The organism is Vitreoscilla filiformis (assembly GCF_002222655.1).
GTDB classification, from domain to species: Bacteria; Pseudomonadota; Gammaproteobacteria; order Burkholderiales; family Burkholderiaceae_C; genus Ideonella; species Ideonella filiformis.
Window position 1 is genome coordinate 2,393,865 of the sequence record NZ_CP022423.1, and the last position, 21,778, is coordinate 2,415,642.

19 protein-coding genes are annotated in these 21,778 nt (G+C 61.8%); 1 reads left to right on the forward strand and 18 read right to left on the reverse strand.

What is annotated here, in order from left to right:
* Positions 1–175 precede the first annotated feature (175 nt).
* The 17 genes from VITFI_RS17970 to rpsB all read right to left on the reverse strand — a co-directional run bounded on the left by VITFI_RS17970 (position 176) and on the right by rpsB (position 19,378).
* Positions 176–3,718 (reverse strand): hypothetical protein, encoded by a 3,543-nt coding sequence (locus VITFI_RS17970; protein WP_157725662.1) that lies wholly within the window; start codon positions 3,716–3,718, stop codon positions 176–178.
* Positions 3,719–4,157: 439 nt separating this feature from the next.
* Positions 4,158–4,940: a TrmH family RNA methyltransferase gene (locus VITFI_RS11310; protein ID WP_089417047.1), complete on the reverse strand. Its 783-nt coding sequence runs from the start codon at positions 4,938–4,940 to the stop codon at positions 4,158–4,160.
* Positions 4,941–5,558 carry a ribonuclease HII gene (gene rnhB / locus VITFI_RS11315; protein WP_198301436.1) on the reverse strand — a complete coding sequence of 206 codons (618 nt, stop codon included), beginning with the start codon at positions 5,556–5,558 and terminating at the stop codon, positions 4,941–4,943.
* A gap of 4 nt (positions 5,559–5,562) precedes the next feature.
* The gene (lpxB, locus tag VITFI_RS11320; RefSeq protein ID WP_089418116.1) at positions 5,563–6,702 is read right to left on the reverse strand and encodes a lipid-A-disaccharide synthase; all 1,140 of its coding nucleotides are present in this window, start codon (positions 6,700–6,702) and stop codon (positions 5,563–5,565) included.
* A gap of 30 nt (positions 6,703–6,732) precedes the next feature.
* Positions 6,733–7,581 carry an acyl-ACP--UDP-N-acetylglucosamine O-acyltransferase gene (gene lpxA / locus VITFI_RS11325; RefSeq protein ID WP_089417049.1) on the reverse strand — a complete coding sequence of 283 codons (849 nt, stop codon included), beginning with the start codon at positions 7,579–7,581 and terminating at the stop codon, positions 6,733–6,735.
* 10 nt (positions 7,582–7,591) lie between these two features.
* A complete protein-coding gene (gene fabZ, locus VITFI_RS11330; protein WP_089417050.1) occupies positions 7,592–8,044 on the reverse strand; it encodes a 3-hydroxyacyl-ACP dehydratase FabZ in 453 nt (150 codons plus the stop codon).
* Positions 8,041–9,099 (reverse strand): UDP-3-O-(3-hydroxymyristoyl)glucosamine N-acyltransferase, encoded by a 1,059-nt coding sequence (lpxD, locus tag VITFI_RS11335; RefSeq protein ID WP_232476589.1) that lies wholly within the window; start codon positions 9,097–9,099, stop codon positions 8,041–8,043. The genes fabZ and lpxD overlap by 4 nt, the downstream gene beginning before the upstream one ends.
* Before the next feature lies 1 nt (position 9,100).
* Positions 9,101–9,607: an OmpH family outer membrane protein gene (locus VITFI_RS11340; RefSeq protein WP_089417051.1), complete on the reverse strand. Its 507-nt coding sequence runs from the start codon at positions 9,605–9,607 to the stop codon at positions 9,101–9,103.
* A complete protein-coding gene (bamA, locus tag VITFI_RS11345) occupies positions 9,607–11,913 on the reverse strand; it encodes an outer membrane protein assembly factor BamA (RefSeq protein WP_089417052.1) in 2,307 nt (768 codons plus the stop codon). Before bamA ends, VITFI_RS11340 begins: the two co-directional genes overlap by 1 nt.
* A 13-nt stretch (positions 11,914–11,926) precedes the next feature.
* A complete protein-coding gene (rseP, locus tag VITFI_RS11350) occupies positions 11,927–13,279 on the reverse strand; it encodes an RIP metalloprotease RseP (protein ID WP_089417053.1) in 1,353 nt (450 codons plus the stop codon).
* Between the two features lie 21 nt (positions 13,280–13,300).
* Positions 13,301–14,488, reverse strand: a complete 1,188-nt coding sequence (ispC, locus tag VITFI_RS11355) for a 1-deoxy-D-xylulose-5-phosphate reductoisomerase (protein ID WP_408645614.1) — start codon at positions 14,486–14,488, stop codon at positions 13,301–13,303.
* Between the two features lie 45 nt (positions 14,489–14,533).
* Positions 14,534–15,373: a phosphatidate cytidylyltransferase gene (locus VITFI_RS11360; protein ID WP_089417055.1), complete on the reverse strand. Its 840-nt coding sequence runs from the start codon at positions 15,371–15,373 to the stop codon at positions 14,534–14,536.
* Between the two features lie 39 nt (positions 15,374–15,412).
* Positions 15,413–16,138, reverse strand: coding sequence for a polyprenyl diphosphate synthase (gene uppS / locus VITFI_RS11365; protein WP_089417056.1), 726 nt, complete (start codon positions 16,136–16,138; stop codon positions 15,413–15,415).
* Positions 16,139–16,142: 4 nt separating this feature from the next.
* Positions 16,143–16,706: a ribosome recycling factor gene (frr, locus tag VITFI_RS11370; RefSeq protein ID WP_089418118.1), complete on the reverse strand. Its 564-nt coding sequence runs from the start codon at positions 16,704–16,706 to the stop codon at positions 16,143–16,145.
* 72 nt (positions 16,707–16,778) lie between these two features.
* On the reverse strand, positions 16,779–17,489 hold the full coding sequence (pyrH, locus tag VITFI_RS11375) for a UMP kinase (RefSeq protein ID WP_089417057.1): 711 nt from the start codon (positions 17,487–17,489) through the stop codon (positions 16,779–16,781).
* 104 nt (positions 17,490–17,593) lie between these two features.
* The gene (gene tsf, locus VITFI_RS11380) at positions 17,594–18,493 is read right to left on the reverse strand and encodes a translation elongation factor Ts (protein WP_089417058.1); all 900 of its coding nucleotides are present in this window, start codon (positions 18,491–18,493) and stop codon (positions 17,594–17,596) included.
* A 132-nt stretch (positions 18,494–18,625) separates the two neighbouring features.
* Complete coding sequence (gene rpsB, locus VITFI_RS11385; RefSeq protein WP_089417059.1) at positions 18,626–19,378, reverse strand: 30S ribosomal protein S2; 753 nt, start codon at positions 19,376–19,378, stop codon at positions 18,626–18,628.
* A 238-nt stretch (positions 19,379–19,616) separates the two neighbouring features.
* Here rpsB and VITFI_RS11390 point away from each other — a divergent pair, with 238 nt between their 5' ends.
* Entirely contained in the window at positions 19,617–21,215 is a 1,599-nt protein-coding gene (locus VITFI_RS11390) for an NAD(P)H-hydrate dehydratase (protein ID WP_198301438.1), read from the forward strand.
* A 14-nt stretch (positions 21,216–21,229) separates the two neighbouring features.
* On the opposite strand, the gene VITFI_RS11395 is transcribed toward VITFI_RS11390, so the two are convergent.
* Positions 21,230–21,724, reverse strand: coding sequence for a YajQ family cyclic di-GMP-binding protein (locus VITFI_RS11395; RefSeq protein ID WP_089417060.1), 495 nt, complete (start codon positions 21,722–21,724; stop codon positions 21,230–21,232).
* Between the last annotated feature and the right edge of the window lie 54 nt (positions 21,725–21,778).

Genomic DNA, 21,778 nt, shown 5'->3' on the forward strand with positions numbered 1-21,778 from the left:
CCACTCGGCGAGAGGAGCCTGGGCAGGGTTGGCTCGTGCATTGTTGTGAACCTCTCTGAACACCTCCATCTGCGCTTTGACTAAACAACCACTGAATCAGATCGGTGGTTGTTTAGTATTCGCAAGAAAGCATCCTGGCTGGGATGGAAAACTTGCAGAGCTGACAGGGAATGACTTAATACCTCAAAAAGGTTGTCGAAACCACTGGAGCTTGATGTCCCAATGTGTCCCACGCTTCAATTTTCGCATAGTATGTTCCAGAATAATTAAAAATGCCTGCACATACATTGGAGGCAAATGACTTATAACCACCAGTCTGCACGCCATTATAATAACCAACATCAATCACACATTCAGATCCACCACTGTATCTGGCCACGTGGATGCGCAACTTGGTTATATTATCCCCATCAGGATCGGTAATGAAGAAATTGCCAGAAATTGTTGAACTGTACGTGTTATTAACAACCACCCCATACACTGCCGGGGGGCGATTTTCTAATGGCGGATTGTAAGTGAAGGAGGTGCTGGTAATGGGCGCTTGGGCGCCTTTGGTGTCCCAGGCCTCGACTTTGGCATAGTAGGTGCCCGCCGAATTAAGTACGCTAGCACAGTTTGCCGACGAAAACGACTTATAACCGCCAGATTGGATGTCGGTGTAGCCCCCTCCGATGTCGATCACACAATCAGAACCGCCGCTGCTGCGACCGATATGGACGCGCAGTTTGGTAATGGAGTCGTTGTCAACGTCTGAAACAGTGAAACCACCGGAAACCGTTGTAGATGTTGTGTTGTTGACAGTCAATCCGGAGACGGTTGGCGCGTAATTAACGACAGCCGGTGTGTAGGTGAAGGAGGTACTGGTGATGGGCGCTTGGGCACCTTTGGTGTCCCAAGCTTCGACTTTGGCATAGTAGGTGCCTGCCGAAGTGAGTACGCCAGCGCAGTTGGCCGACGAAAACGATTTATAACCACCAGATTGGATGTCGGTGTAGCTCCCTCCGATGTCGATCACACAATCAGAACCGCCGCTGCTGCGACCGATATGGACGCGCAGTTTGGTGATAGCGTCGTTTTCAGCGTCAGCGACAGTAAAACCACCGGAAACCGTTGTAGATGTTGTGTTGTTGACAGTCAATCCGGAGACGGTTGGCGCGTAATTAACGACAGCCGGTGTGTAGGTGAAGGAGGTACTGGTGATGGGCGCTTGGGCACCTTTGGTGTCCCAGGCCTCGACTTTGGCGTAGTAGGTGCCTGCCGAAGTGAGCACGCCAGCGCAATTGGCCGACGAAAACGATTTATAACCACCCGATTGGATCCCGGTATAGGTTCCCCCGATGTCGATTACACAATCAGAACCGCCGCTGCTGCGACCGATATGGACGCGCAGTTTGGTAATGGAGTCGTTGTCAACGTCTGAAACAGTGAAACCACCGGAAACCGTTGTGGATGTTGTGTTGTTGACAGTCAATCCAGAGACGGTCGGAGCTCGATTCGTGACAGTGGGTGTATAGGCGAAGGAGGTGCTAATGATGGGCGCTTGAGCACCTTTGGTGTCCCAGGCCTCGACTTTGGCGTAGTAGGTGCCTGCCGAAGTGAGCACGCCAGCGCAATTGGCCGACGAAAACGATTTATAACCACCCGATTGGATCCCAGTATAGGTTCCCCCGATGTCGATTACACAATCAGAACCGCCGCTGCTGCGACCGATATGGACGCGCAGTTTGGTAATGGAGTCGTTGTCAGCGTCTGAAACGGTGAAACCGCCGGAAACCGTTGTGGAGGTTGCGTTGTTGACTGTCAACCCAGAGACGGCTGGGGCTCGATTGGTTGTTGGCGTAGGAGCTGTTCCACTCGATAATAAAGCCGCGAATCTGTCTTTTACAGTATTGGCTTCGTATTTTGTCATTTGCCGCGGACCATAAAAATATGCCGATCCGTTTTCCTGGAGACTCCCCATGAAAATCTTAAACTCTCCCATGCGTGCTGCAATAGGATAAAGCGCAGTGTCGTTTACAGTATCTTGATCGTTGCTAAACAAGTATCGATTACCGGTTTTAGGGAAAACCCAACCTTTCTTCTCAAAGTAGTCTAATGATCGCGATATCAACCGCGCCGCATCTTGCCTAAGAATTGGATTGGTCGGGAAGAAGTTGCTTGGATCACTTAATATTCCCATGGTTGTGGCTTTACTCATGGGATCCACGGGCAATGTTCGATCAAACCCATCAATTGCGCTGGACAGAGCTGTTAAGAACGCAATTCTTGTTACCTGTTGAGTTTTCGGGACCGCATTAGCATCCATAAGCAGAGTGCTGCCCGGTGCCGGTGCATAGTATCCGGCATATCCAGATATGCTATCCCAGCGAACGCTTGAGATAGTGCAGTCGTTAGCCCCAAGTTGCCCCTGGCTAATGACGTTCGTTTCGTTTACTTTGATTGCCGCATGCCCATACTTTCCCCTTTTATAAAAGACAATCGATCCAATGGGCGCATGTGAAAAATCAGGGTCCTGAGTTGCCTTTTTTGCGCCGACAAGTTGCACAAATGCATCGTAAGCACTTGCCCATCCTTTACCTATAGGGCTCCCCGGTGCATTTCGTGACCAAGCGTAGCAAAATGTATATGTCCCACAAGTATTTCCATATACACTGATCAATGGATTGATTTTGTACAATGCATTCTGACTATTTGCATAGTTTATATTGTCAATTTGCCACTGCGCCAGGGATGAAGCGGCTCCACCGATGACGTTTATGTTTCCACCAAATCGCTCATCGCTTACTTTCGCCACAGATACCACGCGAATCAGCCATGTTCGATTATTAGCCTGCTCAATGGTTTGTTCAAAATCCCAAGTCTTGTTATCTACTGTTGTCAGGAATCTTTCTGCAGGAGGATTGGTAAATACAATAGAAACACTGGTTGCTTTCCTGTCCGTTTTCACCTGAAACTTCAGCGTCTCCCCTGCATTCATTTGAGTTGGTATATTGGGGAGCGCGACTATTTTGGCATCAAAACGGGGGAGCGGGTCCATATCCCGGGGAAATAGACTTGTACCTTTAAGATTCCCACCAAATAAATTCAAGAACGATTGAATATGCGCAGCACTGACATCGCGAAAATCATCAGTGTACCCGCTGGAGGTCGGTCGCACAGAGTAAGACCTCCCAGAAATTGCGTTCATTTTCTGGGCATAGCCTGCGTATATATTAACAAACTCAACATACTTTTCTTCGCGGGGCGTATAGCTAAGAAATGCATCGTGGAAGCTTAACTTTTTTCTCATTTCTGAGAATTCATAAGACAACCCAACCAATTGGGGATAAAATCCAGCCCACCTAGAATCACCGGGATTGCTGTCGGTGTAGCCATAGCCAACAGCACGTTCAAGCTTCCGCCCGAGCTCCGGTTGTTTATAGGATTGCGATATAAGGCTTTGTTCAGCCTGCAGCTTTGTTAACAACAAAACTGGATTGATATTGTTTTCGAGCGCAGCATAGTAAATGATTTGCGCGGGGGTTAGATTATAAACATTTCCATCCCGCAGCTCAGGCGTAGAGACGGCGGCCGATCCTGTTTGCCAGCCTTTCCATTTCTCATAAGGATCCGCCGTGAAAGGCAATTGCTCATATGAAACCGCACCCAATGCAGACCTCATAATGGAAATCAACATAGTGGCGGCTATTGCGATTTTCGTCTGACGATGTGTGAGCATGACGTGTCCTGAGAAGTGTTGTACTGGCTGTTTTACAGAAGTAGTTCGTAGAATTACTCAGCTTAAAATCAATGGTAAGTTGTTTACAGTGCTATTTGGGTTGATTTTTAGCTTGGTAAGTCAGCCGAAGTGTACGAGGGAGATGTGGCAGAGGGAAGAGTGCACGCACCAGGTGTTGTAAAAAGAGATGCCGTCGTCCACGATCAACAAGCATGAGTTGCGGTGAGCAGTGAATCGGTAGGTGTCAAAGTGGCTTGCAAACGTTAGCAATCAAGTCAGTGGTCATGGATCAGCCGCTCGGGGCTGCACGCGGCGCACAAGCAATTTGTGCCACCAGTGATGTCACTTACGCCAAGCACATCGCCTGGGGGGCTCACCCATGCAGTTAACAGTTTTGAGTGGGTGCGCGCCGAGTGTTGACCCGCCCGCGCAGCGCGCTTCACAACCGCTGCCGCGCCGACTCGTACAAACAAATCGCCGCCGCCGCCGCCACGTTGAGGGACTCTTCCCCGCCCGGCTGCGGAATCCGCACCGTCAGCCCGCAGCGTTGCATCAGCTCGGGCGCCACGCCCTGCCCTTCGTGGCCAAACACCCAGGCGCAGGGCTGCGGCAGGCTCAGGCGGTGCAGCTCGGCTTCGGCGTAAGAGCTGGTGGCCACCAGCGGCACACCCAGTGCGTCGAGCTGCTCGGGCGCCACGCCTTCCACCAGATGCAAGGCGAAGTGCGCGCCCATCCCGGCGCGCAACACCTTGGGCGACCACAACGCCGCCGTGCCCTTGATCGCCACCACTTGCCGAACGCCCAAAGCCGCCGCGCTGCGCAAAATCGTGCCGACGTTGCCGGCGTCTTGCAGCCGATCCAGCACCACGGTGGGCACCCCGGCTTGCAAGGTGGCGTCAGCCGAGGGTGCGTCGATGACGAACCCCATCGGCGGCGGGGATTCGAGCGAGCTGATACCGGCCATCAAGGCCGCGTCGATCAACACCACTTCGTCAGCCTGGGCGGCCAACTCGCGCAAAGCACCGTGGGTTTGCCACAGCGTTTGGGTGATGACCGCCAACGCCGCCCGCCCGCCCCGTGCGCACAGCGCTCGCGCCAGGTGATCGCCCTCCAGCCACACGCGGCCCAGTTTGCGATAGGCCCCCGGCTCGTGCGCCAGGCGGCGCAACTCTTTCAACAACGGGTTGCTGGCGGCGCTGATCACACGCGGTTCACGGTTCATTCAAACGTCTTTCTCGGCCAACGCTCGACGCACCGGGCCATACGACCGCCGATGCGCCACGCAGGCCCCATGTTCACGCAAAGCCGCCAAATGGGCAGCCGTCGGGTAGCCTTTGTGAACGGCAAAGCCGTACTGCGGCCAGCGCGCATCCAGGTCGAGGCACTGCCGATCCCGCGTCACCTTGGCAAGGATGGACGCGGCGGAAATGGCCTGCACCTTGGCGTCCCCCTTGACGATGGCCTCCGCCGGGATGCGCAGCACCGGGATGCGGTTGCCGTCCACCAGCACTTTGGCGGGTTTCAGGCGCAAGCCTTCCACAGCGCGTTTCATCGCCAACATCGTGGCGTGCAGGATGTTGAGTTCGTCGATTTCTTCCACGCTGGCTTCGGCGATGCAGCAGCACAGCGCCTTGGCACGGATTTCATCGAACAGCGCCTCGCGTTTACGGGCCGTCAAGACTTTGGAATCGCGCAGGCCGTCGATGGGGTTCAGCTCGTCCAAGATGACCGCTGCCGCCACCACTGAGCCAGCCAACGGGCCACGCCCGGCCTCGTCCACGCCCGCAATCAAACCGGGCCCATCGAACGTGAACGCCAGTTGCGGGTGCGTGTCGACCATGCCCTTAACGACCGAGGACTTGCGCGAGGGCATCGCAGGCCTTGTGCGCCGTGTTCTGGCGCAAGGTGTGGTGAAGCTCGGTGAAGCGCTGGTGCAGGCGCTCGCGGCGCGGGGCGTCGTCCAGCCATGCCAGCGCGGCCTGGGCCAGCGCAGTCGGCGTGGCGGCGTCTTGCATCAGCTCGGGCACCACGAATTCGCGGCTCAACACGTTGGGCAAGCCGAACCATGGCTGATAGGCCCGCCGGCGCATGTAGAGCCAATTCAGCCAATGCAGCCGGTAGGTGATGACCATGGGCCGCTTGAACAGCGCCGCCTCCAGGGTGGCGGTGCCGCTGGCGATGAGGGTCACATCGCAAGCCGCCAGCGCGTCGTGGGATTGGCCGTCGAGCACCTGCACCGCCACGTCAGGCGCGTGCAGCGCCAGCAGCGGTTCAATCAACGGGCGCAGCCCCGGCGCCACCGGCAGCACAAACCGCAGGGCCGGGCGCTGCTTGGCCAGCAAGGCGGCAGCCTGCAACATGCCGGGTGCGATGTGGCGAATCTCACTGCGCCGGCTGCCCGGCAACAGCGCCACGACTTCGGCTGAAGCCGGCAGGTTCAGGCGTTGGCGGGCGGCGGCTTGCGGCACGTCCAGCGGAATCGCATCCGCCAGCGGATGGCCGACAAAACTGGCCGACACCCCATGCTGCGCCAACAACGCCGGCTCAAACGGGAACAGGCACAGCACATGATCCGCCGCAGCGGCGAGTTTTTTCACCCGCTCGCCCCGCCACGCCCAAATGGATGGGCAAACGAAATGCACGGTTTTGAGGCCAGCGGTGCGCAAGCGGGTTTCCAGGCCGAAGTTGAAATCGGGCGCGTCAATGCCGATGAACACCTCGGGCCGTTCGGCGATCAGGCGATCCCCCAGGGCCGTGCGCAACTGGAGCAGCTCGCGCAGGTGCAGCAAGGCGTCAACGTAACCGAACACCGAGAGTTTGTCGCTCGGCCACCAGGCATCAAAACCTTGGGCTGCCATCTTCGGGCCGCCAATGCCGTGGGCATGCACACCCGGCCAGCGCTGGCGCAAACCCGTTAACAACAGACTGGCGAGCAAGTCCCCCGACGCTTCCCCGGCCACCATGCCGACGCGCGGCGCATCCATCTCCCGATCCATCGTCACCCTCAACCGCCGTCAGCGCACGATGCCGCGTTTGGCTTGTGCCAAGAACTCGGTCATCAAGGCCACGTCGCTGGCGACACTGCCTGCCACCACGGCTTCGATGCGTGCCCCTTGCACCGGAGTGGCGGTTTCCGCTTCGGCGGGCGCATCGGTTGGCAGGGCGTTCATGGCGTCGATGGCCTGCTCCAGCGTCAACCCCGAGCGGTACAGCAGTTTGTGCATCTGCTTGATGGCGCTGATGCGAGCGGCGCTGAAGCCCCGACGGCGCAAGCCCGTCAGGTTGATGGCGCGGGCGGCCAAAGGGTTGCCTTCCACGGTCATGAAGGGTGGCACGTCCTGCGCCACATGGCCTTGGAAACCGATCATCGAATGCGCACCAATGTGAACAAACTGGTGAATGCCGCTCAAGCCGCCGATCACCGCCCAATCACCCACATGCACATGGCCGGCCAGCGTGGCGTTGTTCGCCAAGATGGTGTGGCTGCCCAAACGCACATCGTGCGCGATGTGAACGTAGGCCATGATCCAATTGTCCGACCCCACACGCGTGATGCCTTCTTCCTTCAACGTCCCGGTATTGAAGGTGCAGAACTCGCGGATGGTGTTCCGATCCCCGATCACCAACTGGGTCGGCTCGCCACCATGGCTGATGTCCTGCGGAATCGCGCCGATGGAGTTGAATTGGAAGATGCGGTTGTCCTGCCCAATCGTGGTGTGGCCTTCGATGACGCAATGCGGCCCCACCGTCGTGCCAGCGCCAATGCGCACATGCGGCCCGATGAGGCTGTAGGCACCGACCGTCACCGATTCGTGCAGCTCAGCCGCCGGATCGACAATCGCCGTGGGGTGGATCGTGGCCATGCGGGCGTCCTCAGGCGATTTTGCGCATCGTACACATCAGTTCGGCTTCGGCCACCACGAGGCCGTCCACCAAGGCGCGGCCTTTGTACTTATAGATGCCGGCCTTGGCCCGGTCGATGGTGGCTTCCAAAATGAGCTGATCGCCCGGCTCCACCGGACGCTTGAAGCGCGCACCATCGATGCCGGCGAAGTACACCACCGTGTCATCGCCCGGATCTTGGTCCATCGAAGCAAACGACAGCAGCGCCGCCGCCTGGGCCATGGCTTCCAAAATCAGCACGCCTGGCATCACGGGCCGGTGCGGGAAGTGGCCCATGAAAAACGGCTCGTTGATGGTGACGTTCTTCAGCGCACGGATGCGCACGTTCTTCTCCATCTCGACCACGCGATCCACCAGCAGGATGGGGTAACGGTGCGGCAAGCGCTTGAGGATTTGGTGGATGTCCATGACGGTGGTGCTCATGATGTGGGGTTCTGTTGTTTTTCGAGTGCGCGCACGCGGTTTCGGAGGGTGTGCAACTGGCGCAGCGTGGCTGCGTTCTTTTCCCAGTTGCTGTTTTCATCGATGGGGAAAGCGCCGGTGTAAACCCCCGGCTTGAGGAGCGAACGCATCACCACGCTGGCCGAAGAAATGTGAACGTGATCGGCGATCTCCAAATGGCCCAAGATCATGGCCGCGCCGCCGAAGGTGCAATGGGCGCCGATCTTGGCGCTGCCAGCCACACCGACGCAACCGGCCATCGCCGTGTGTTTGCCGATGTGGACGTTGTGGGCGATCTGGATTTGGTTGTCGAGCTTGACGCCGTCGTCAATGAAGGTGTCATCCAAGGCGCCGCGATCGACGCAGGTGTTGGCGCCGATCTCGACATCGTCACCGATCCACACCGCGCCGAGCTGTTCGATTTTTTCCCAGGTGCCCTGGTGGGGCGCGAAGCCGAAGCCGTCCCCGCCGATGATGGCCCCGCTCTCCAGCAGACCACGCGCACCGATGCGGCAGCCTTCCAGAAAACGCACGCCCGGCGCAAAACGGGTGAAGGCACCGATTTCGGCCATGTCCCCCACACACACCTGTGCGCCGAGGATGGCACCCTCGCCGATCACCACATCGTCCCCAATGACGGCATAAGGGCCGATGCTGGCACTCGGATGGATTTGCACGCGCTCGCCCACCACAGCGGTGGGATGAACCCCCACCGCAGCCGGTTTGCGCGTGCGCGCCGCCCACCAGCGGGTGAGCCGGGCAAAGTACAGGTACGGATCGGGCGTGACGATCACCGCCGCACCGCGCTCTTGCGCCAACGCCAGGCAGTCAGCCCGCACGATCAGCGCTGAAGCCTGCGTTGTGGCCAGTTGCGCCCGCAGCTTGGGGTTGGCGAGAAACGCGATGTCCCCCACGCCGGCGTGCTCCAGTGCCGCAATGGCTTGGATGCACACCGCGCCGTCACCGTGCAACTCCCCGCCCAAATCGGCCACGATCTGCGCCAGGCGGGGCGCAGTGGCCGCACTCAGGCGGCGCACGTCACTTGCTCGCGTTGAGCGCGTCGATCACCTTCTTGGTGATGTCCACGCGCGGGCCGGCCAGCACGGCTTCTTGCACGATCAGGTCGTACTTTTCGGCTTCAAAAATTTGTTTGATGACGCGGTTGGCCCGCTCCATCACCGCCGACAGCTCTTCGTTCTTGCGCTGGTTCAGGTCTTCGAGCAGCTCGCGGCGGCGACGCTCGAACTCGCGTTGCTGCTCGGTCAGCTCGCGCTGGCGCCGGTTGCGCTCGGATTCGGACAGCATCGGCGCGTCCTTCTCCAGCTTTTCGACCGCTGCGCGCAGTTTGTTGCCGGTTTCGCTGAGATCGGTCTCGCGCTTCTTGAACTCGGCTTCCAACTTGGCCTGGGCGGCCTTGGCCGGCTGCGACTCGCGCAACACCCGCTCGCCGTTGACGTAGCCAATCTTGAGATCCTGGGCCTGAGCAACCAGGGCCACGCCGGCCAAAGCGACCGCTGCGAGGGTTTTCGTTAGCACGTTCATCATCAAAAAGCCGTTCCGATTTGAAACTGGAAGCGTTGGATTTTATCCGTGGCCTCGTAGCGCACCGGGCGACCGTAGCTCAATTTGAGCGGCCCCACCGGCGAGATCCACGACAGCCCCACCCCCGTCGAAGCCCGCAAGTCACCCCAGTGCATCGACTGGTTTTCGGCCCAGACGTTGCCTGCATCTGCAAAGGCAAAAATGCGCAGCGTCTTGTCGTTGCCCGAACCAGGCAAAGGGAAGTACAGCTCACTGTTGAGGTTGACGCGCCGAGTGCCGCCGTTGAAGGCCCCGGTCACGTCCAAGTTGCCCAGCGAGCTTTGTTCAAAACCGCGCACCGAGCCCAGACCACCACCATAGAAGTTCTTGAACACCGGGTAGGAGCGGCCCTGCAAACCATAACCAGCCCCCACTTCAGCGTTCAAGCCCAACGTGAGTTTGCGCGTCACCGGCAGATACTGCTGGAACTGCGAGTTGAGGCGGGCGTAACGCATGTCGCCGGCCAAGCTGGTTTCCAGGTTGATGCGCTTGTAACTGCCTTTCGTGGGGGCCATCGGGTTATCGCGCTCTTCGCGGGCCCACCCCAGGGTCAGCGGGAAGCCCGAGCTGTTGCGCCCGAACTCGGCCACATGCAAGAAGTAACTGTTCGGAATGCCTGACGCCGTGCCCACGCGCATCTGCTCGGCGCCAACCCCCACGAAAATCGTGTCGGTTTCGGTGTAGGGAATGCCAAAGCGCACCGCCATGCCCGGCGTGGCCAGTTGGTAAGCGCTGCCCACGCTGTTGACCGGGCGCGTGGTGCGGTAGTAGACCTCCACCGAGCGCGACACCCCATCGTCAGTGAAATACGGATCGGTGGCGGACACCGCCATGCTGCGGCTGTACTTGCCGGTGCTGAAATCCACCCCCAGGTAGTTGCCGGTGCCGAACACGTTGTCCTTGCGCACCGAGGCTGCCAAAGTAAGTTGTTCAGCGTTCGAGTAACCCGCCGACAGCATCAGGCTGCCCGTGGGTTTCTCAACCACGGTCAACAGCAGATCGACTTTGTCTTCCGCATCGGCCACAGGTTCGGTGGTGATGATGACGTCGGTGAAGAACCCCAGCCGCTCCACACGATCCCGCGACAGTTTGATCTTGCGCCCGTCATACCAAGCCGATTCAAACTGGCGGAACTGGCGCCGGATGACTTCGTCCCGCGTCAGGGTGTTGCCAGCGATGTTGATGCGTCGCACCGCCACGCGCTGCCGGGGCTCGGCACGCAACACCACCGTCACCAGGCCCCTGGCCCGATCGATCTCGGGGCGCGGTTCGACCCGGGCAAAGGCGTACCCGAAGGTGCCATACAGCTCCATGAACTCGCGCACGGTGGCGGCCACGTCGTCGGCGCGGTAAGGTTGGCCCGGGCGGATGCTGACGCGCTGGCGGAAGTCTGCCTCTTGGCCCAGATAGTCCCCCTCCAACCGCACCGCATCGACGATGTAGGACGTGCCCTCGGCAATTTGTAAATCGATCTCGGTGTGCAGTTTGTCCGGCGTGATGCCGACGGGAGTCTGCGACGTGAAATCAAACTCCAGGAAACCATTGTTCAGATAGTGGGAGCGGATTTTCTCCATGTCCCCCTGTAACTTGGCCCGGGCGTAGCGATCGGAACGGGTGTACCAGGTAAGCCAGCCACTGGTGGTCAGATCCAGCATGTCCAGCAAATCTTGCTCGGAGAAGGTTTGTGCGCCAAACACCCGAACGTCTTCAATGTAGGCAATGCCGCCTTCGCTGACATCGAAGGTCAAATCGATCTGGTTGCGCTCCAGCGGGGTTTTGGTGGTTTTGACCGTCACACCGTAAAAGCTGCGCGACAGGTATTGGCGTTTGATTTCTTGGGACGCCCGGTCAATCAGCGCATCGTCGAACGGCAGGCCCGGTGCGATACCGTTGTCTTTGAGAGCCTTGAGGATGGCATCCTTGTCGAACTCTTGCAGCCCCGTGAAATACAGCTTGGAGATGAAGGTGCGCTCCGCCACCACGATCACAACGGTTCGCCCCTCCTGCTCAATTTTCACGTCTTTGAACAACCCCGTGGCGAACAGCGCCCGCATGGCGGCGGTACCCTTTTCATCGCTGTAGGTGTCCCCGATGCGAAACGGCAACGCGCCGAAGACGCTGCCCGGATCGCCCCGCTGCAAGCCCTCGATGCGAATGTCTCTGATTTCGAAAGGCTCGACCGCGAACGCAGGCTGAACCAAGCTGGCACAGGCCACAACCACACACGCAGGCACAGGCCGCCAGAAGCTCGTCAAGGAGGGGAACAGCATCGGGAAAGATCGGTTATGGCAGGCCCAGCAAGCGGGCCACGTCATTGGACAGGGCGATGGACATCATCAACAGCAACAGCGCGGCACCCCCGCGCTGCAACCGCAGCAGCCACGCCTCGGAGACGGGCCGACCACTCACCCCTTCGAAAAGATAGCACACCAAATGCCCCCCATCGAGCAGGGGCACGGGCAGCAAATTGAGCACGCCCAAACTGACACTCACCAGCGCCAGAAAGGCCAAGTAGTCGCCCACGCCTTGGCGGGCGGAATGTCCGGCGGCGTCGGCAATCGTCAACGGGCCACTGAGTTGCTTCAGGGAGGCTTCTCCGATGAGCATGCGGCCAAACATGCGCAAGCTCAGGCCGATCATGTCGCCGGTGCGCGTCACGCCTTGCCACAGGGCTTGGGGCCAGGATTCGCTCACCCACACGGTTTCGGGCGCTTGACCCACCGCCGCATCGATGCGCCCCAGCACCCGATCACGCTCCTCAACACGGCGCGGCGTCACCGACAGCTCCAGCCGCTGCGCGCCCCGCTCGATGTGCCAGCGCTGCACGCGCTCCGGCGCCGAACGCACCCACTCGCGCAGTGTGGCGGCATCCGGCACGGCGCGACCGTCCACGCTCAACACCACGTCGCCTTCACGCAGGCCGGCTTGGGCGGCGGGGCCTTCGGGTTTGAGCGCCCCCATCACCGCCGGGCTGAACGGCGCACCGACACCGATGCGTGCCCAGGTGGCCGCGTCCAACTCTTGGTGTGCCAGGGTGTCGGTGGCCAAGCGCAATTCGTGCGCATGGCGGCCTTGGCTGTCGCTCACGCGCAAGCGCAGTGCTTGGCCATTGAGCACGGCTTGGCTCACCGCCCAGCGCAGGTCGGGCATGGCGCGCACGTCTTGCCACTCGGCCTCGCCTGCGGCCCACGCTTGCACCCAATCGCCGGACTGCAACCCCGCCTGCGCTGCCAAACTCCCCGCCGTCGGTGCCGACAACACCGCCTTGGGCGCCATCACACCCCACGCCGCCGACGCGGCATACAGCACCACCGCCAGCGCCAAATTGGCCAGCGGCCCCGCCGCCACAATGGCCACACGCTGGCGCAGCGGACGCTGGTCGAACGCCTGTTCACGCCATGAGGGCGGCACCGGGCCTTCGCGTGAATCCAGCATGCGCACGTAACCGCCCAGCGGCAATGCGCTCAGGGTGAATTCGACGCCTTGGGCATTGGTGCGGCGCCACAGCACGCGCCCGAATCCAACCGAGAACCGCAGCACCTTGACACCGCAGGCCAAAGCCACCCGGTAGTGGCCGTACTCGTGTACCACGATCAGCACCCCGAGGGTGAGCAAAAAGGCCAGCAGCGTGGTCATGGTCGGCTCGATCCGTTTCGGTCAGCGGGTCAGTGCTTGGACGCGGGTGGTGGCGTGACTGCGCGCCTGGGCATCCAGCGCCAGCAGCGATTCGACGCTGGCATCGGCCCCCTGCGGCACGCGCAGAGTGTCCAGCGTGGCAGCGTTGACGGTGTGAATGTCCGTGAAGCGGATGCGTCCAGCGAGGAACGCCTCCACCGCCACCTCGTTGGCTGCGTTGAGCACTGCCGTCGAACCCGCCGGGCCGTTGAGGGCATCCCAAGCGAGAAACAGCCCAGGGAAACGGCTGCGCTCCGGGGCTTCAAACGTCAGGGCTTTGAGGCTGAGAAAATCCAGTGCCTGGGCGCCAGATTCGATGCGCTCGGGGAACGACAGGCCATATGCGATGGGCACACGCATGTCCGGCGTGCCCAACTGGGCCAGCACCGATTGATCGCGGCACACCACCATCGAATGGATGATGCTTTGCGGATGGATCACCACCTGCACCTGTTCGGGCGTGAGGTCGAACAGCCAACGCGCCTCGATCACCTCCAGCGCCTTGTTCATCATCGTGGCCGAATCGACCGAAATTTTGCGGCCCATGACCCAGTTCGGATGGGCGCAGGCTTGATCGGGGGTGATGTCGTGCAACGTCGCCGGGTCACGCTGGCGAAACGGCCCGCCCGACGCCGTCAACACAATGTGATGGATGCGCTGCCCCCAGGTACGGCGGTCTTCGGGCAGGCACTGGAAGATGGCGGAATGTTCGCTGTCGATGGGCAACAACGTGGCCCCGCCGGCTTGAACAGCCGCCATGAAACTGGCACCGCCGACCACCAGGGCTTCTTTGTTCGCCAACAACAGCCGTTTGCCCGCCCGCGCCGCCGCCATGCAAGACGGCAAACCCGCCGCCCCAACGATGGCCGCCATGACCGCATCCACCTCCGGGTGCGCCGCCAGTTCCACCAACGCCGCTGGCCCTGCCAGCACCTCGGTGCGGCTGCCGGCACCACGCAAGCGCTGGCGCAAATCAGCGGCTGCGGCCTCGTCCGACATCGCGGCCCAGCGCGGCTGCCAGCGCAGGCACAGGGCCAGCATGTCGTCCACCCGCTGATGGGCGCTGAGGGCGACGACCTCGTAGCGGTCGGGATGGCGCGCCGCCACGTCCAGGGTGCTGGTGCCAATCGAACCGGTGGCACCGAGGATGGCCAGGCGTTGTCGGGGGATCGTCATGGTCAGTTTGAAAAAGAAAACGAGCGCACGGCCCGTGGATCACACACTGGTGAACGCCATCACCGCCGGCAACACCGGCAGCAACGCATCGATCCGGTCCAGCACCCCGCCGTGACCGGGCAACAAGCGGCTCGAATCTTTGGCACCCACCGCACGCTTGATCAGCGATTCCACCAGATCGCCCATGACACTCAGGGCGACCAGCGCCACGCCCGCCAGCAATGCCAGCCCAGGGCCCAACTGTTGCCACAGGGTCGAAAACACACTCAGCGCCGCGCCCTCAGGGGCACCCCGCTCCCACACGATGAGCGCCCCGGCCAACACCAGCACGCCGGTCAGGCCGCTCCACACGCCTTCCCAGCTCTTGCCCGGGCTGATGGTGGGCGCAAGTTTGCGCCGCCCCAAAGCTCGGCCCCCGAAGTAGGCGGCAATGTCGGCCATCCACACAATCGCCAAGGCCGACAGAATGAAGGCCAGCCCCCGTTGATGCGCTCCCGCCAGCGCCAGCCAAGCGGCGCACAGCACCACCACGCCCAGCACTTGGCGCGCCACCTGTGGCAAACGCGGCCACATGGCCGGGCCGCAGCGCAGGGCATAACCGCCGCCGATCACCCAGCACAAGGTGGCGATCCACCACACGGCAGCCGGGGCTTGGCTGGCCCAACCCGCCGCCCAGGCGCCACCGCACAACAGCGTCACCAGGGCCCCCAGGCCGAGTGATACGCCCGGGCACGCGCCATTCAAGCGCGCCCATTCCCAACCCGCCGCGCCGATCAGCACCAGGGTCAGGGCTGCAAATGGCAGCGGACTGGCCGCCAACAAGGCGGGCACCAACAACGCCAGCAGCACCAGCGCGGTGAGGATGCGAGGCATCAACATGCAAAGACTCCTCGGGGATGCCGCAGCCGCCCCACAGCGTCAGGAACCCGCCCCAGTGGCCGCAGGCGCCACGCCGCCGAAACGGCGATCCCGACCTGCGAACGCGGCCAACGCCTTGTCCAGCTCGGCGGCGTTGAAGTCGGGCCACAGACAGTCGGTGAAATAAAACTCGCTGTAGGCCAGTTGCCACAGCAAAAAATTACTGACCCGGAGTTCGCCCCCCGTGCGGATGAACAAATCCGGATCCGGCGCATGGGCCAGGGCCATGTGGCGCGCCAAGTGATCCTCGGTCAATGCCTCGGGCGCAGTGCCTTCGCGCAACGCACGTTGGCAGGCTTGGAGGATGTCCCAGCGCCCGCCGTAGTTGAAGGCCACGGTCAGCGTGATGCGGGTGTTGTGGGCCGTCGTCTGTTCGGACTGATCCCAGGCTTGGCGCACGCGCTCGGACACCGCCGACCGGTCACCCACCATGCGGATGCGCACGCCGCGCTCGGCCAACCGCTGGAGGTATTTGGCCACGCCCACCAGCACCAGATCCATCAGGCCCGACACTTCTTCGTCGGGGCGACGCCAGTTTTCCGAAGAAAAGGCGTACACGGTCAGGAACTCGATGCCCCGTTCCGCGCAGTGATCGACCAACTGCACCAAAGCGTCCATGCCGAACTTGTGCCCGACCAGACGCGGCATGAAACGCTTTTTGGCCCAGCGTCCGTTGCCATCCATGACGATGGCCACATGCCGAGGCACCACGCGAGGCACACTCATCGGCTTAGACGGCCATCACGTCCGCTTCTTTGGACGCCACCAGCTTGTCAACTTCAGCGATGGTGCGGTCGGTGAGCTTTTGCACATCGTCCTGCGCACGACGCTCGTCGTCTTCCGACACCAGCTTTTCCTTGAGCAGTTTCTTGAGCTGCTCGTTGGCATCGCGTCGCAGATTGCGCACCGCCACCTTGGATTCTTCGCCGGTGTGCTTGACCACCTTGGTCAGCTCCTTGCGGCGCTCTTGAGTCAGCGCGGGCATGGGCACGCGCAGCAGATCACCTTGCGAAGAGGGGTTCAGCCCCAGATCGGATTCGCGGATGGCTTTTTCGATCTTGGCGCCCATGCCCTTTTCCCAGGGCTGGACGGTGATGGTGCGGGCGTCCAACAGGCTGACGTTGGCCACTTGACTGATGGGCACCGGCGAGCCGTAGTAGTCCACATGCACCTGATCCAAGATGCCGGGGTGAGCCCGGCCCGTGCGGATCTTTTGCAGTTCGTTTTTCAGGGCCTCGATGGACTTGGCCATCTTGGTTTCAGCGGTTTTCTTGATCTCAGGAATGGTAGCCATGGCGAGCGGTTGCAAGCGTTGGATGAAAAGCGTTCAAGTCTAACGCGCCTGACGGCGCCGGGAGACGCAGCCTCAGACGTGTACCAAGGTGCCTTCGTCCTCGCCCAGCACCACGCGCTTGAGCGCACCTTCCTTGAAGATCGAGAACACCTTGATCGGCAACTTTTGATCGCGGCACAGCGCAAAAGCCGTGGCGTCCAGCACTTGCAGGTTCCTGGCGATGGCCTCGTCGAAGCTGACGCTGGCGTAGCGCGTGGCCGTCGGGTCTTTCTTGGGGTCGGCGGTGTACACGCCATCGACCTTGGTGGCCTTGAGCACCACCTGCGCGCCGATCTCGGCACCACGCAGGGCGGCAGCGGTGTCCGTGGTGAAGAAGGGGTTGCCCGTGCCGCCGGCAAAAATCACCACCTTGCCTTCTTCGAGGTATTGCAGCGCCTTGGGGCGCACATAGGGTTCGACCACTTGGTCGATGGCGATGGCCGACATCACACGGGCCGTCATGCCTTCTTGGCGCATGGTGTCGCCCAGGGCCAGGGCATTCATCACGGTGGCCATCATGCCCATGTAGTCGGCTGTGGCGCGATCCATGCCACCGGCACCGCCTGCCACGCCACGGAAGATGTTGCCGCCCCCGATCACCACCGCCACTTCGCAGCCGAGCTGGGTCACTTCGGCCACTTCACGCACCATGCGCACGATGGTGGCACGGTTGATGCCATAGGCGTCGTCGCCCATCAGGGCTTCACCAGAAAGCTTGAGCAGGATGCGTTTGTAGGCCGGCATAAAAATCCCTCTTGAATGGCGCGGATGAAAACGAAAGCGAAGTCAGGAAACGCACACGGCGGCCCCGCCGGATGACAGGGCCGCCGTGTTCAGTCAGGCCGCGATCAGGCGCCGGCCTTGGCAGCGGCCACTTGGGCGGCCACTTCAGCAGCAAAATCGTCCTGCTTCTTCTCGATGCCTTCGCCGACCACGTACAGGGTGAAGCCCTTGACGGTGGTGCCGGTGCTCTTCAGGTAAGCGCCCACGGTTTGCTTGCCATCGGCAGCCTTCACGAAGACTTGATCCAGCAGCGACACTTCCTTCAGGAACTTCTGCACCGAACCTTCGACCATCTTGGCGACGATCTCAGCCGGCTTGCCCGATTCAGCGGCCTTCTCGGCAGCGATCTTGCGTTCCTTCTCGACCAGCTCAGCCGGCACGTCAGCGCCCGACAGCGCAGCCGGCTTCATGGCGGCGATGTGCATGGCCACGTCCTTGGCGGCAGTGGCGTCACCGTCGAACTCAACGACCACGCCGATGCGGGTGCCGTGCAGATAAGCCGCCAGCGACGAAGCGCCTTCCCAGCGCTTGAAGCGGCGGAACGACATGTTTTCGCCGATCTTGCCGATCAGGCCCTTGCGCACGTCTTCAACGGTGGGGCCGAAGCCGTCTTGCGACAGCGGCAGAGCGCCCAGCGCTTCGATGTCAGCCGGGTTGTTGGCGGCGATCAGTTCAGCGCACGACTTGGCCATGGCCATGAACGAATCGTTCTTGGTGACGAAGTCGGTTTCGCAGTTGATTTCGATCAGGGCGCCCACATTGCCGTTCACAGCGGAAGCGACCACGCCTTCGGCGGTGATGCGCGCTGCGGCCTTACCCGCCTTGTTGCCCAGCTTGACGCGCAGGATTTCTTCAGCGCGACCCATGTCGCCATCGGCTTCGGTCAGGGCCTTCTTGCACTCCATCATCGGGGCGTCGGTCTTGGCGCGCAGCTCGGACACCATCTTTGCGGTAATCGCAGCCATCGTGTGTTTCTCCGTACTTTGTGAGGGCTGGGGCTCACCCATGCGAGCCCCAGCGAACATGATCAAGGGATATGAAAAAGGGGCTGTGACAGCCCCTTGGTGCGCAGCGCCAACTCAGGGCGCTTGACGCGATCAGGCTTCTTCGCTGACTTCGACGAATTCGTCGCCATCGGCCGGGGCAGCCACAGCGGCGACCAGCTCGTGGGTGGCAGCGGCCTTGCCTTCCAGCACGGCGTCGGCCATGGCCTTGGCGTACAGGGCGACGGCCTTGGCCGAGTCATCGTTGCCGGGGATCACGTAGTCCACGCCATCGGGCGAGTGGTTGGTATCGACCACGCCGACCACAGGAATGCCCAGCTTCTTGGCTTCGGCCACGGCGATCTTGTGGAAGCCCACGTCGATCACGAAGATGGCGTCCGGCAAAGCGCCCAGATCTTGGATACCGCCGATGTCTTTTTCCAGCTTGGCCAGCTCACGGTCGAACAGCAGCGCTTCTTTCTTGATGCGCAGTTCGGCGCCAGCGTCCTTCTGGCCTTGCATGTCCTTCAGCTTCTTCAGCGAGCCCTTGACGGTCTTGAAGTTGGTCAGCATGCCGCCGAGCCAGCGTTGATCGACGTAGGGCATGCCGCAGCGAGCGGCTTCCATGGCCACCACGTCACGGGCTTGGCGCTTGGTGCCGACGAACAGCACGGTGCCGCGCTTGGCCGCCAGTTGACGCACGAACTTCAGGGCTTCCTCGAACTTGGGCAGGGTCTTTTCGAGGTTGATGATGTGAATCTTGTTGCGATGGCCGTAGATGAAGGGGGCCATCTTGGGGTTCCAGAAGCGGGTTTGGTGACCGAAGTGGACACCGGCTTCCAGCATTTCGCGCATCGAAACGGACATGGGAGATCTCCGAAGGTTGGGTCTTGAACACCGGCACAGATCGCACGCGAGGCCGCCAAAACGGGGCTTCTCAACGCCACGACACCTTGATTTACCGGGTTCGAGGATCGCAGGGCCTGCGCCCCGCACAGCAGTTGAACTTCGCTCAAAACGCTTTAGCGCACCGAACGAAGCCGATGATTGTAGCAGGCCCGACACCTGCTGGCACAGCCCCGCCCTCGGTGCTAGGCTCCCCGGCATGATGCCCGCTCCATCCACTGCCACCAACTTTCCCCTTCTGTCGTCCACCGTGCTGTGCGTGGACACGCCCACCGCCGCCCTGCCCTTGCATGACGCCACCACGGCCCGCCAACTCGAAACCCACGCCCTGGCGCAACACCCCCCGCACGCGCTGATGCAAGTGGCCGGTTGGGCGCTGGCGCGTTGGGTTCTGGCCCTGGCCCCCCATGCGCGGCGCATTTGGGTGGTGTGCGGCCCCGGCAACAACGGCGGGGATGGTTTGGTGGCGGCGCGCTGGCTGCACGAGTGGGGCAAGTCGGTGGAAGTGAGTTTGCTGGGCGACCCCGCCCGCCTGCCCCACGACGCGGCCCACGCGCTGGCCTCCGCCCTCGACGCCGGCTTGCAGCCCCACCCCCAACCGGAACCGCAGCAGCCGCCCGACGTGATCGTGGACGCACTGCTCGGCCTGGGCCAAAGCCGGGCGCCCGCCGGGGCGTTGGCCCAGGCGGTGCGCGCCATGGCGCGGGCACGCCACCATCCTCACACCCAAGTGCTGGCGGTCGATCTACCGACCGGGCTGTGTGCGGACAGCGGCCAGCCGCTCGGTGAGCCGTGCGTCCGTGCCGATGCCACGCTGGCTTTGTTGAGTTTGAAACCCGGCCTCTACACCGGCCAAGGCCGCGACTGGGCCGGCGCGCTGTGGTGGGCGCCGCTGCTCGCACCCAGCCATCCGGCGTGGCAAATGGTGCCGGCTTCGGCAGGATTGACCGGCCAAGCCGATGTGCGCACCCTCTTGGCCCCCCGACAGCACGCCCAGCACAAAGGCAGTTTTGGTGATGTCTGGGTGATGGGTGGCAGTGCGGGCATGGCCGGCGCCGCACAACTGGCCGCCCGGGCGGCTTTGCACGCGGGGGCCGGGCGGGTGTACCTGGCCCCGGCAGCCGCCGATGGCCCGCCCCCTGGCGCCGATCCGCTGCAACCCGAACTGATGCACCGCACGCCGCGAGATTGGCGCGCATCCGACGCGCTGGCCGCTGCCACCGTGGTCTGCGGCTGCGGTGGCGGGGCGGCGGTGGCCGACGTGCTGCCCGAGGTGCTCGCCCACAGCGCCCGCCTGGTGCTGGACGCCGACGCCCTCAACGCCGTGGCTGCCAGCCCCGCCCTGCGCGCCGCCTTGGTGCAACGCGCCCAGCGCCAGCACGCCACGGTGTTAACGCCACATCCCTTAGAGGCGGCCCGTCTGCTCGGCAGCAGCACCGCGCAAGTGCAAGCCCGGCGCAGCGAAGCGGCACAGCGCCTGGCCCAGCAACTGCACGCGGTGGTGGTCCTCAAGGGATCGGGCTCGGTGCTGGCCCAACCGGATGGGCACTGGTGGATCAACCCCACCGGCAACGCCCGCCTGGCCACGCCCGGCAGTGGTGATGTGCTGGCGGGCTGGCTGGGCGGTTTGTGGAGCACCCAAGGCGCAGGCCCTGGGGCTCAAGACGTGGCACAGGCCCGTCGCTGCGCCGCTGCGGCGGTCTGGCTGCACGGTCAGGCGGCGGTGGGTGACACGCGCCTGCCCTTGCCCGCCGCCGCGCTGATCGCCGCCATGGGCGACGCGGTGCGGACGTTGTAAGCGGCGGGTGAGGCTCAGTCGCGGAAGTTTTCGTACTTCAGCGGTTGGTCGCTGAAGTCTTTTTTCAGCAAGGCGATGGCCGTTTGCAGGTCATCGCGGTTCTTGCCGGTGATGCGCACCGTGTCCCCCTGGATGCTGGCTTGCACCTTGAGTTTGCTGTTCTTCACCCCGGCCACGATTTTCTTGGCCAGATCGCTTTCGATGCCGGCCTTGATCTTCCAGGTTTGGCGCACCTTGTCGCCGCCGATTTTTTCGAGCTTGGCGCTCATGTCCAAGTAGTTGATCGTCACGCCCTGCTTGGTGAGCTTGCCCACCAACACGGTGCTGACTTGTTCAATCTGGAAATCCGAATCGCCCACGAGCTGGATTTCCTTCTCTTTCTCCTTCAGCTCGGCGGCTGCGCTGGTGCCCTTGAAGTCGAAGCGGGTGCCGATCTCTTTCTTGGCGTTGTCCACGGCATGTTTGATGGCGACCATGTCGGGTTCGAGAACGGTGTCAAAGCTGGGCATGAAGCGTCTTTCCTGGCAAAAAGCGAATGAAAAAGAATGGCGGAAAATTCTGCC

Bases quoted from the DNA above. Each gene is read 5' to 3' on its own strand.
- fabZ (WP_089417050.1), bottom strand. From the start codon at position 8,044: ATGAGCACCACCGTCATGGACATCCACCAAATCCTCAAGCGCTTGCCG.
- VITFI_RS11395 (WP_089417060.1), bottom strand. From the start codon at position 21,724: ATGCCCAGCTTTGACACCGTTCTCGAACCCGACATGGTCGCCATCAAA.
- lpxB (WP_089418116.1), bottom strand. From the start codon at position 6,702: ATGGATGCGCCGCGCGTCGGCATGGTGGCCGGGGAAGCGTCGGGGGAC.
- frr (WP_089418118.1), bottom strand. From the start codon at position 16,706: ATGGCTACCATTCCTGAGATCAAGAAAACCGCTGAAACCAAGATGGCC.
- VITFI_RS11310 (WP_089417047.1), bottom strand. From the start codon at position 4,940: ATGAACCGTGAACCGCGTGTGATCAGCGCCGCCAGCAACCCGTTGTTG.
- VITFI_RS11360 (WP_089417055.1), bottom strand. From the start codon at position 15,373: ATGTTGATGCCTCGCATCCTCACCGCGCTGGTGCTGCTGGCGTTGTTG.
- uppS (WP_089417056.1), bottom strand. From the start codon at position 16,138: ATGAGTGTGCCTCGCGTGGTGCCTCGGCATGTGGCCATCGTCATGGAT.
- VITFI_RS11340 (WP_089417051.1), bottom strand. From the start codon at position 9,607: ATGATGAACGTGCTAACGAAAACCCTCGCAGCGGTCGCTTTGGCCGGC.
- pyrH (WP_089417057.1), bottom strand. From the start codon at position 17,489: ATGCCGGCCTACAAACGCATCCTGCTCAAGCTTTCTGGTGAAGCCCTG.
- rpsB (WP_089417059.1), bottom strand. From the start codon at position 19,378: ATGTCCGTTTCGATGCGCGAAATGCTGGAAGCCGGTGTCCACTTCGGT.
- rseP (WP_089417053.1), bottom strand. From the start codon at position 13,279: ATGACCACGCTGCTGGCCTTTTTGCTCACCCTCGGGGTGCTGATCGTG.
- rnhB (WP_198301436.1), bottom strand. From the start codon at position 5,558: ATGGTCGACACGCACCCGCAACTGGCGTTCACGTTCGATGGGCCCGGT.
- tsf (WP_089417058.1), bottom strand. From the start codon at position 18,493: ATGGCTGCGATTACCGCAAAGATGGTGTCCGAGCTGCGCGCCAAGACC.
- bamA (WP_089417052.1), bottom strand. From the start codon at position 11,913: ATGCTGTTCCCCTCCTTGACGAGCTTCTGGCGGCCTGTGCCTGCGTGT.
- VITFI_RS11390 (WP_198301438.1), top strand. From the start codon at position 19,617: ATGATGCCCGCTCCATCCACTGCCACCAACTTTCCCCTTCTGTCGTCC.
- lpxA (WP_089417049.1), bottom strand. From the start codon at position 7,581: ATGGCCACGATCCACCCCACGGCGATTGTCGATCCGGCGGCTGAGCTG.
- VITFI_RS17970 (WP_157725662.1), bottom strand. From the start codon at position 3,718: ATGCTCACACATCGTCAGACGAAAATCGCAATAGCCGCCACTATGTTG.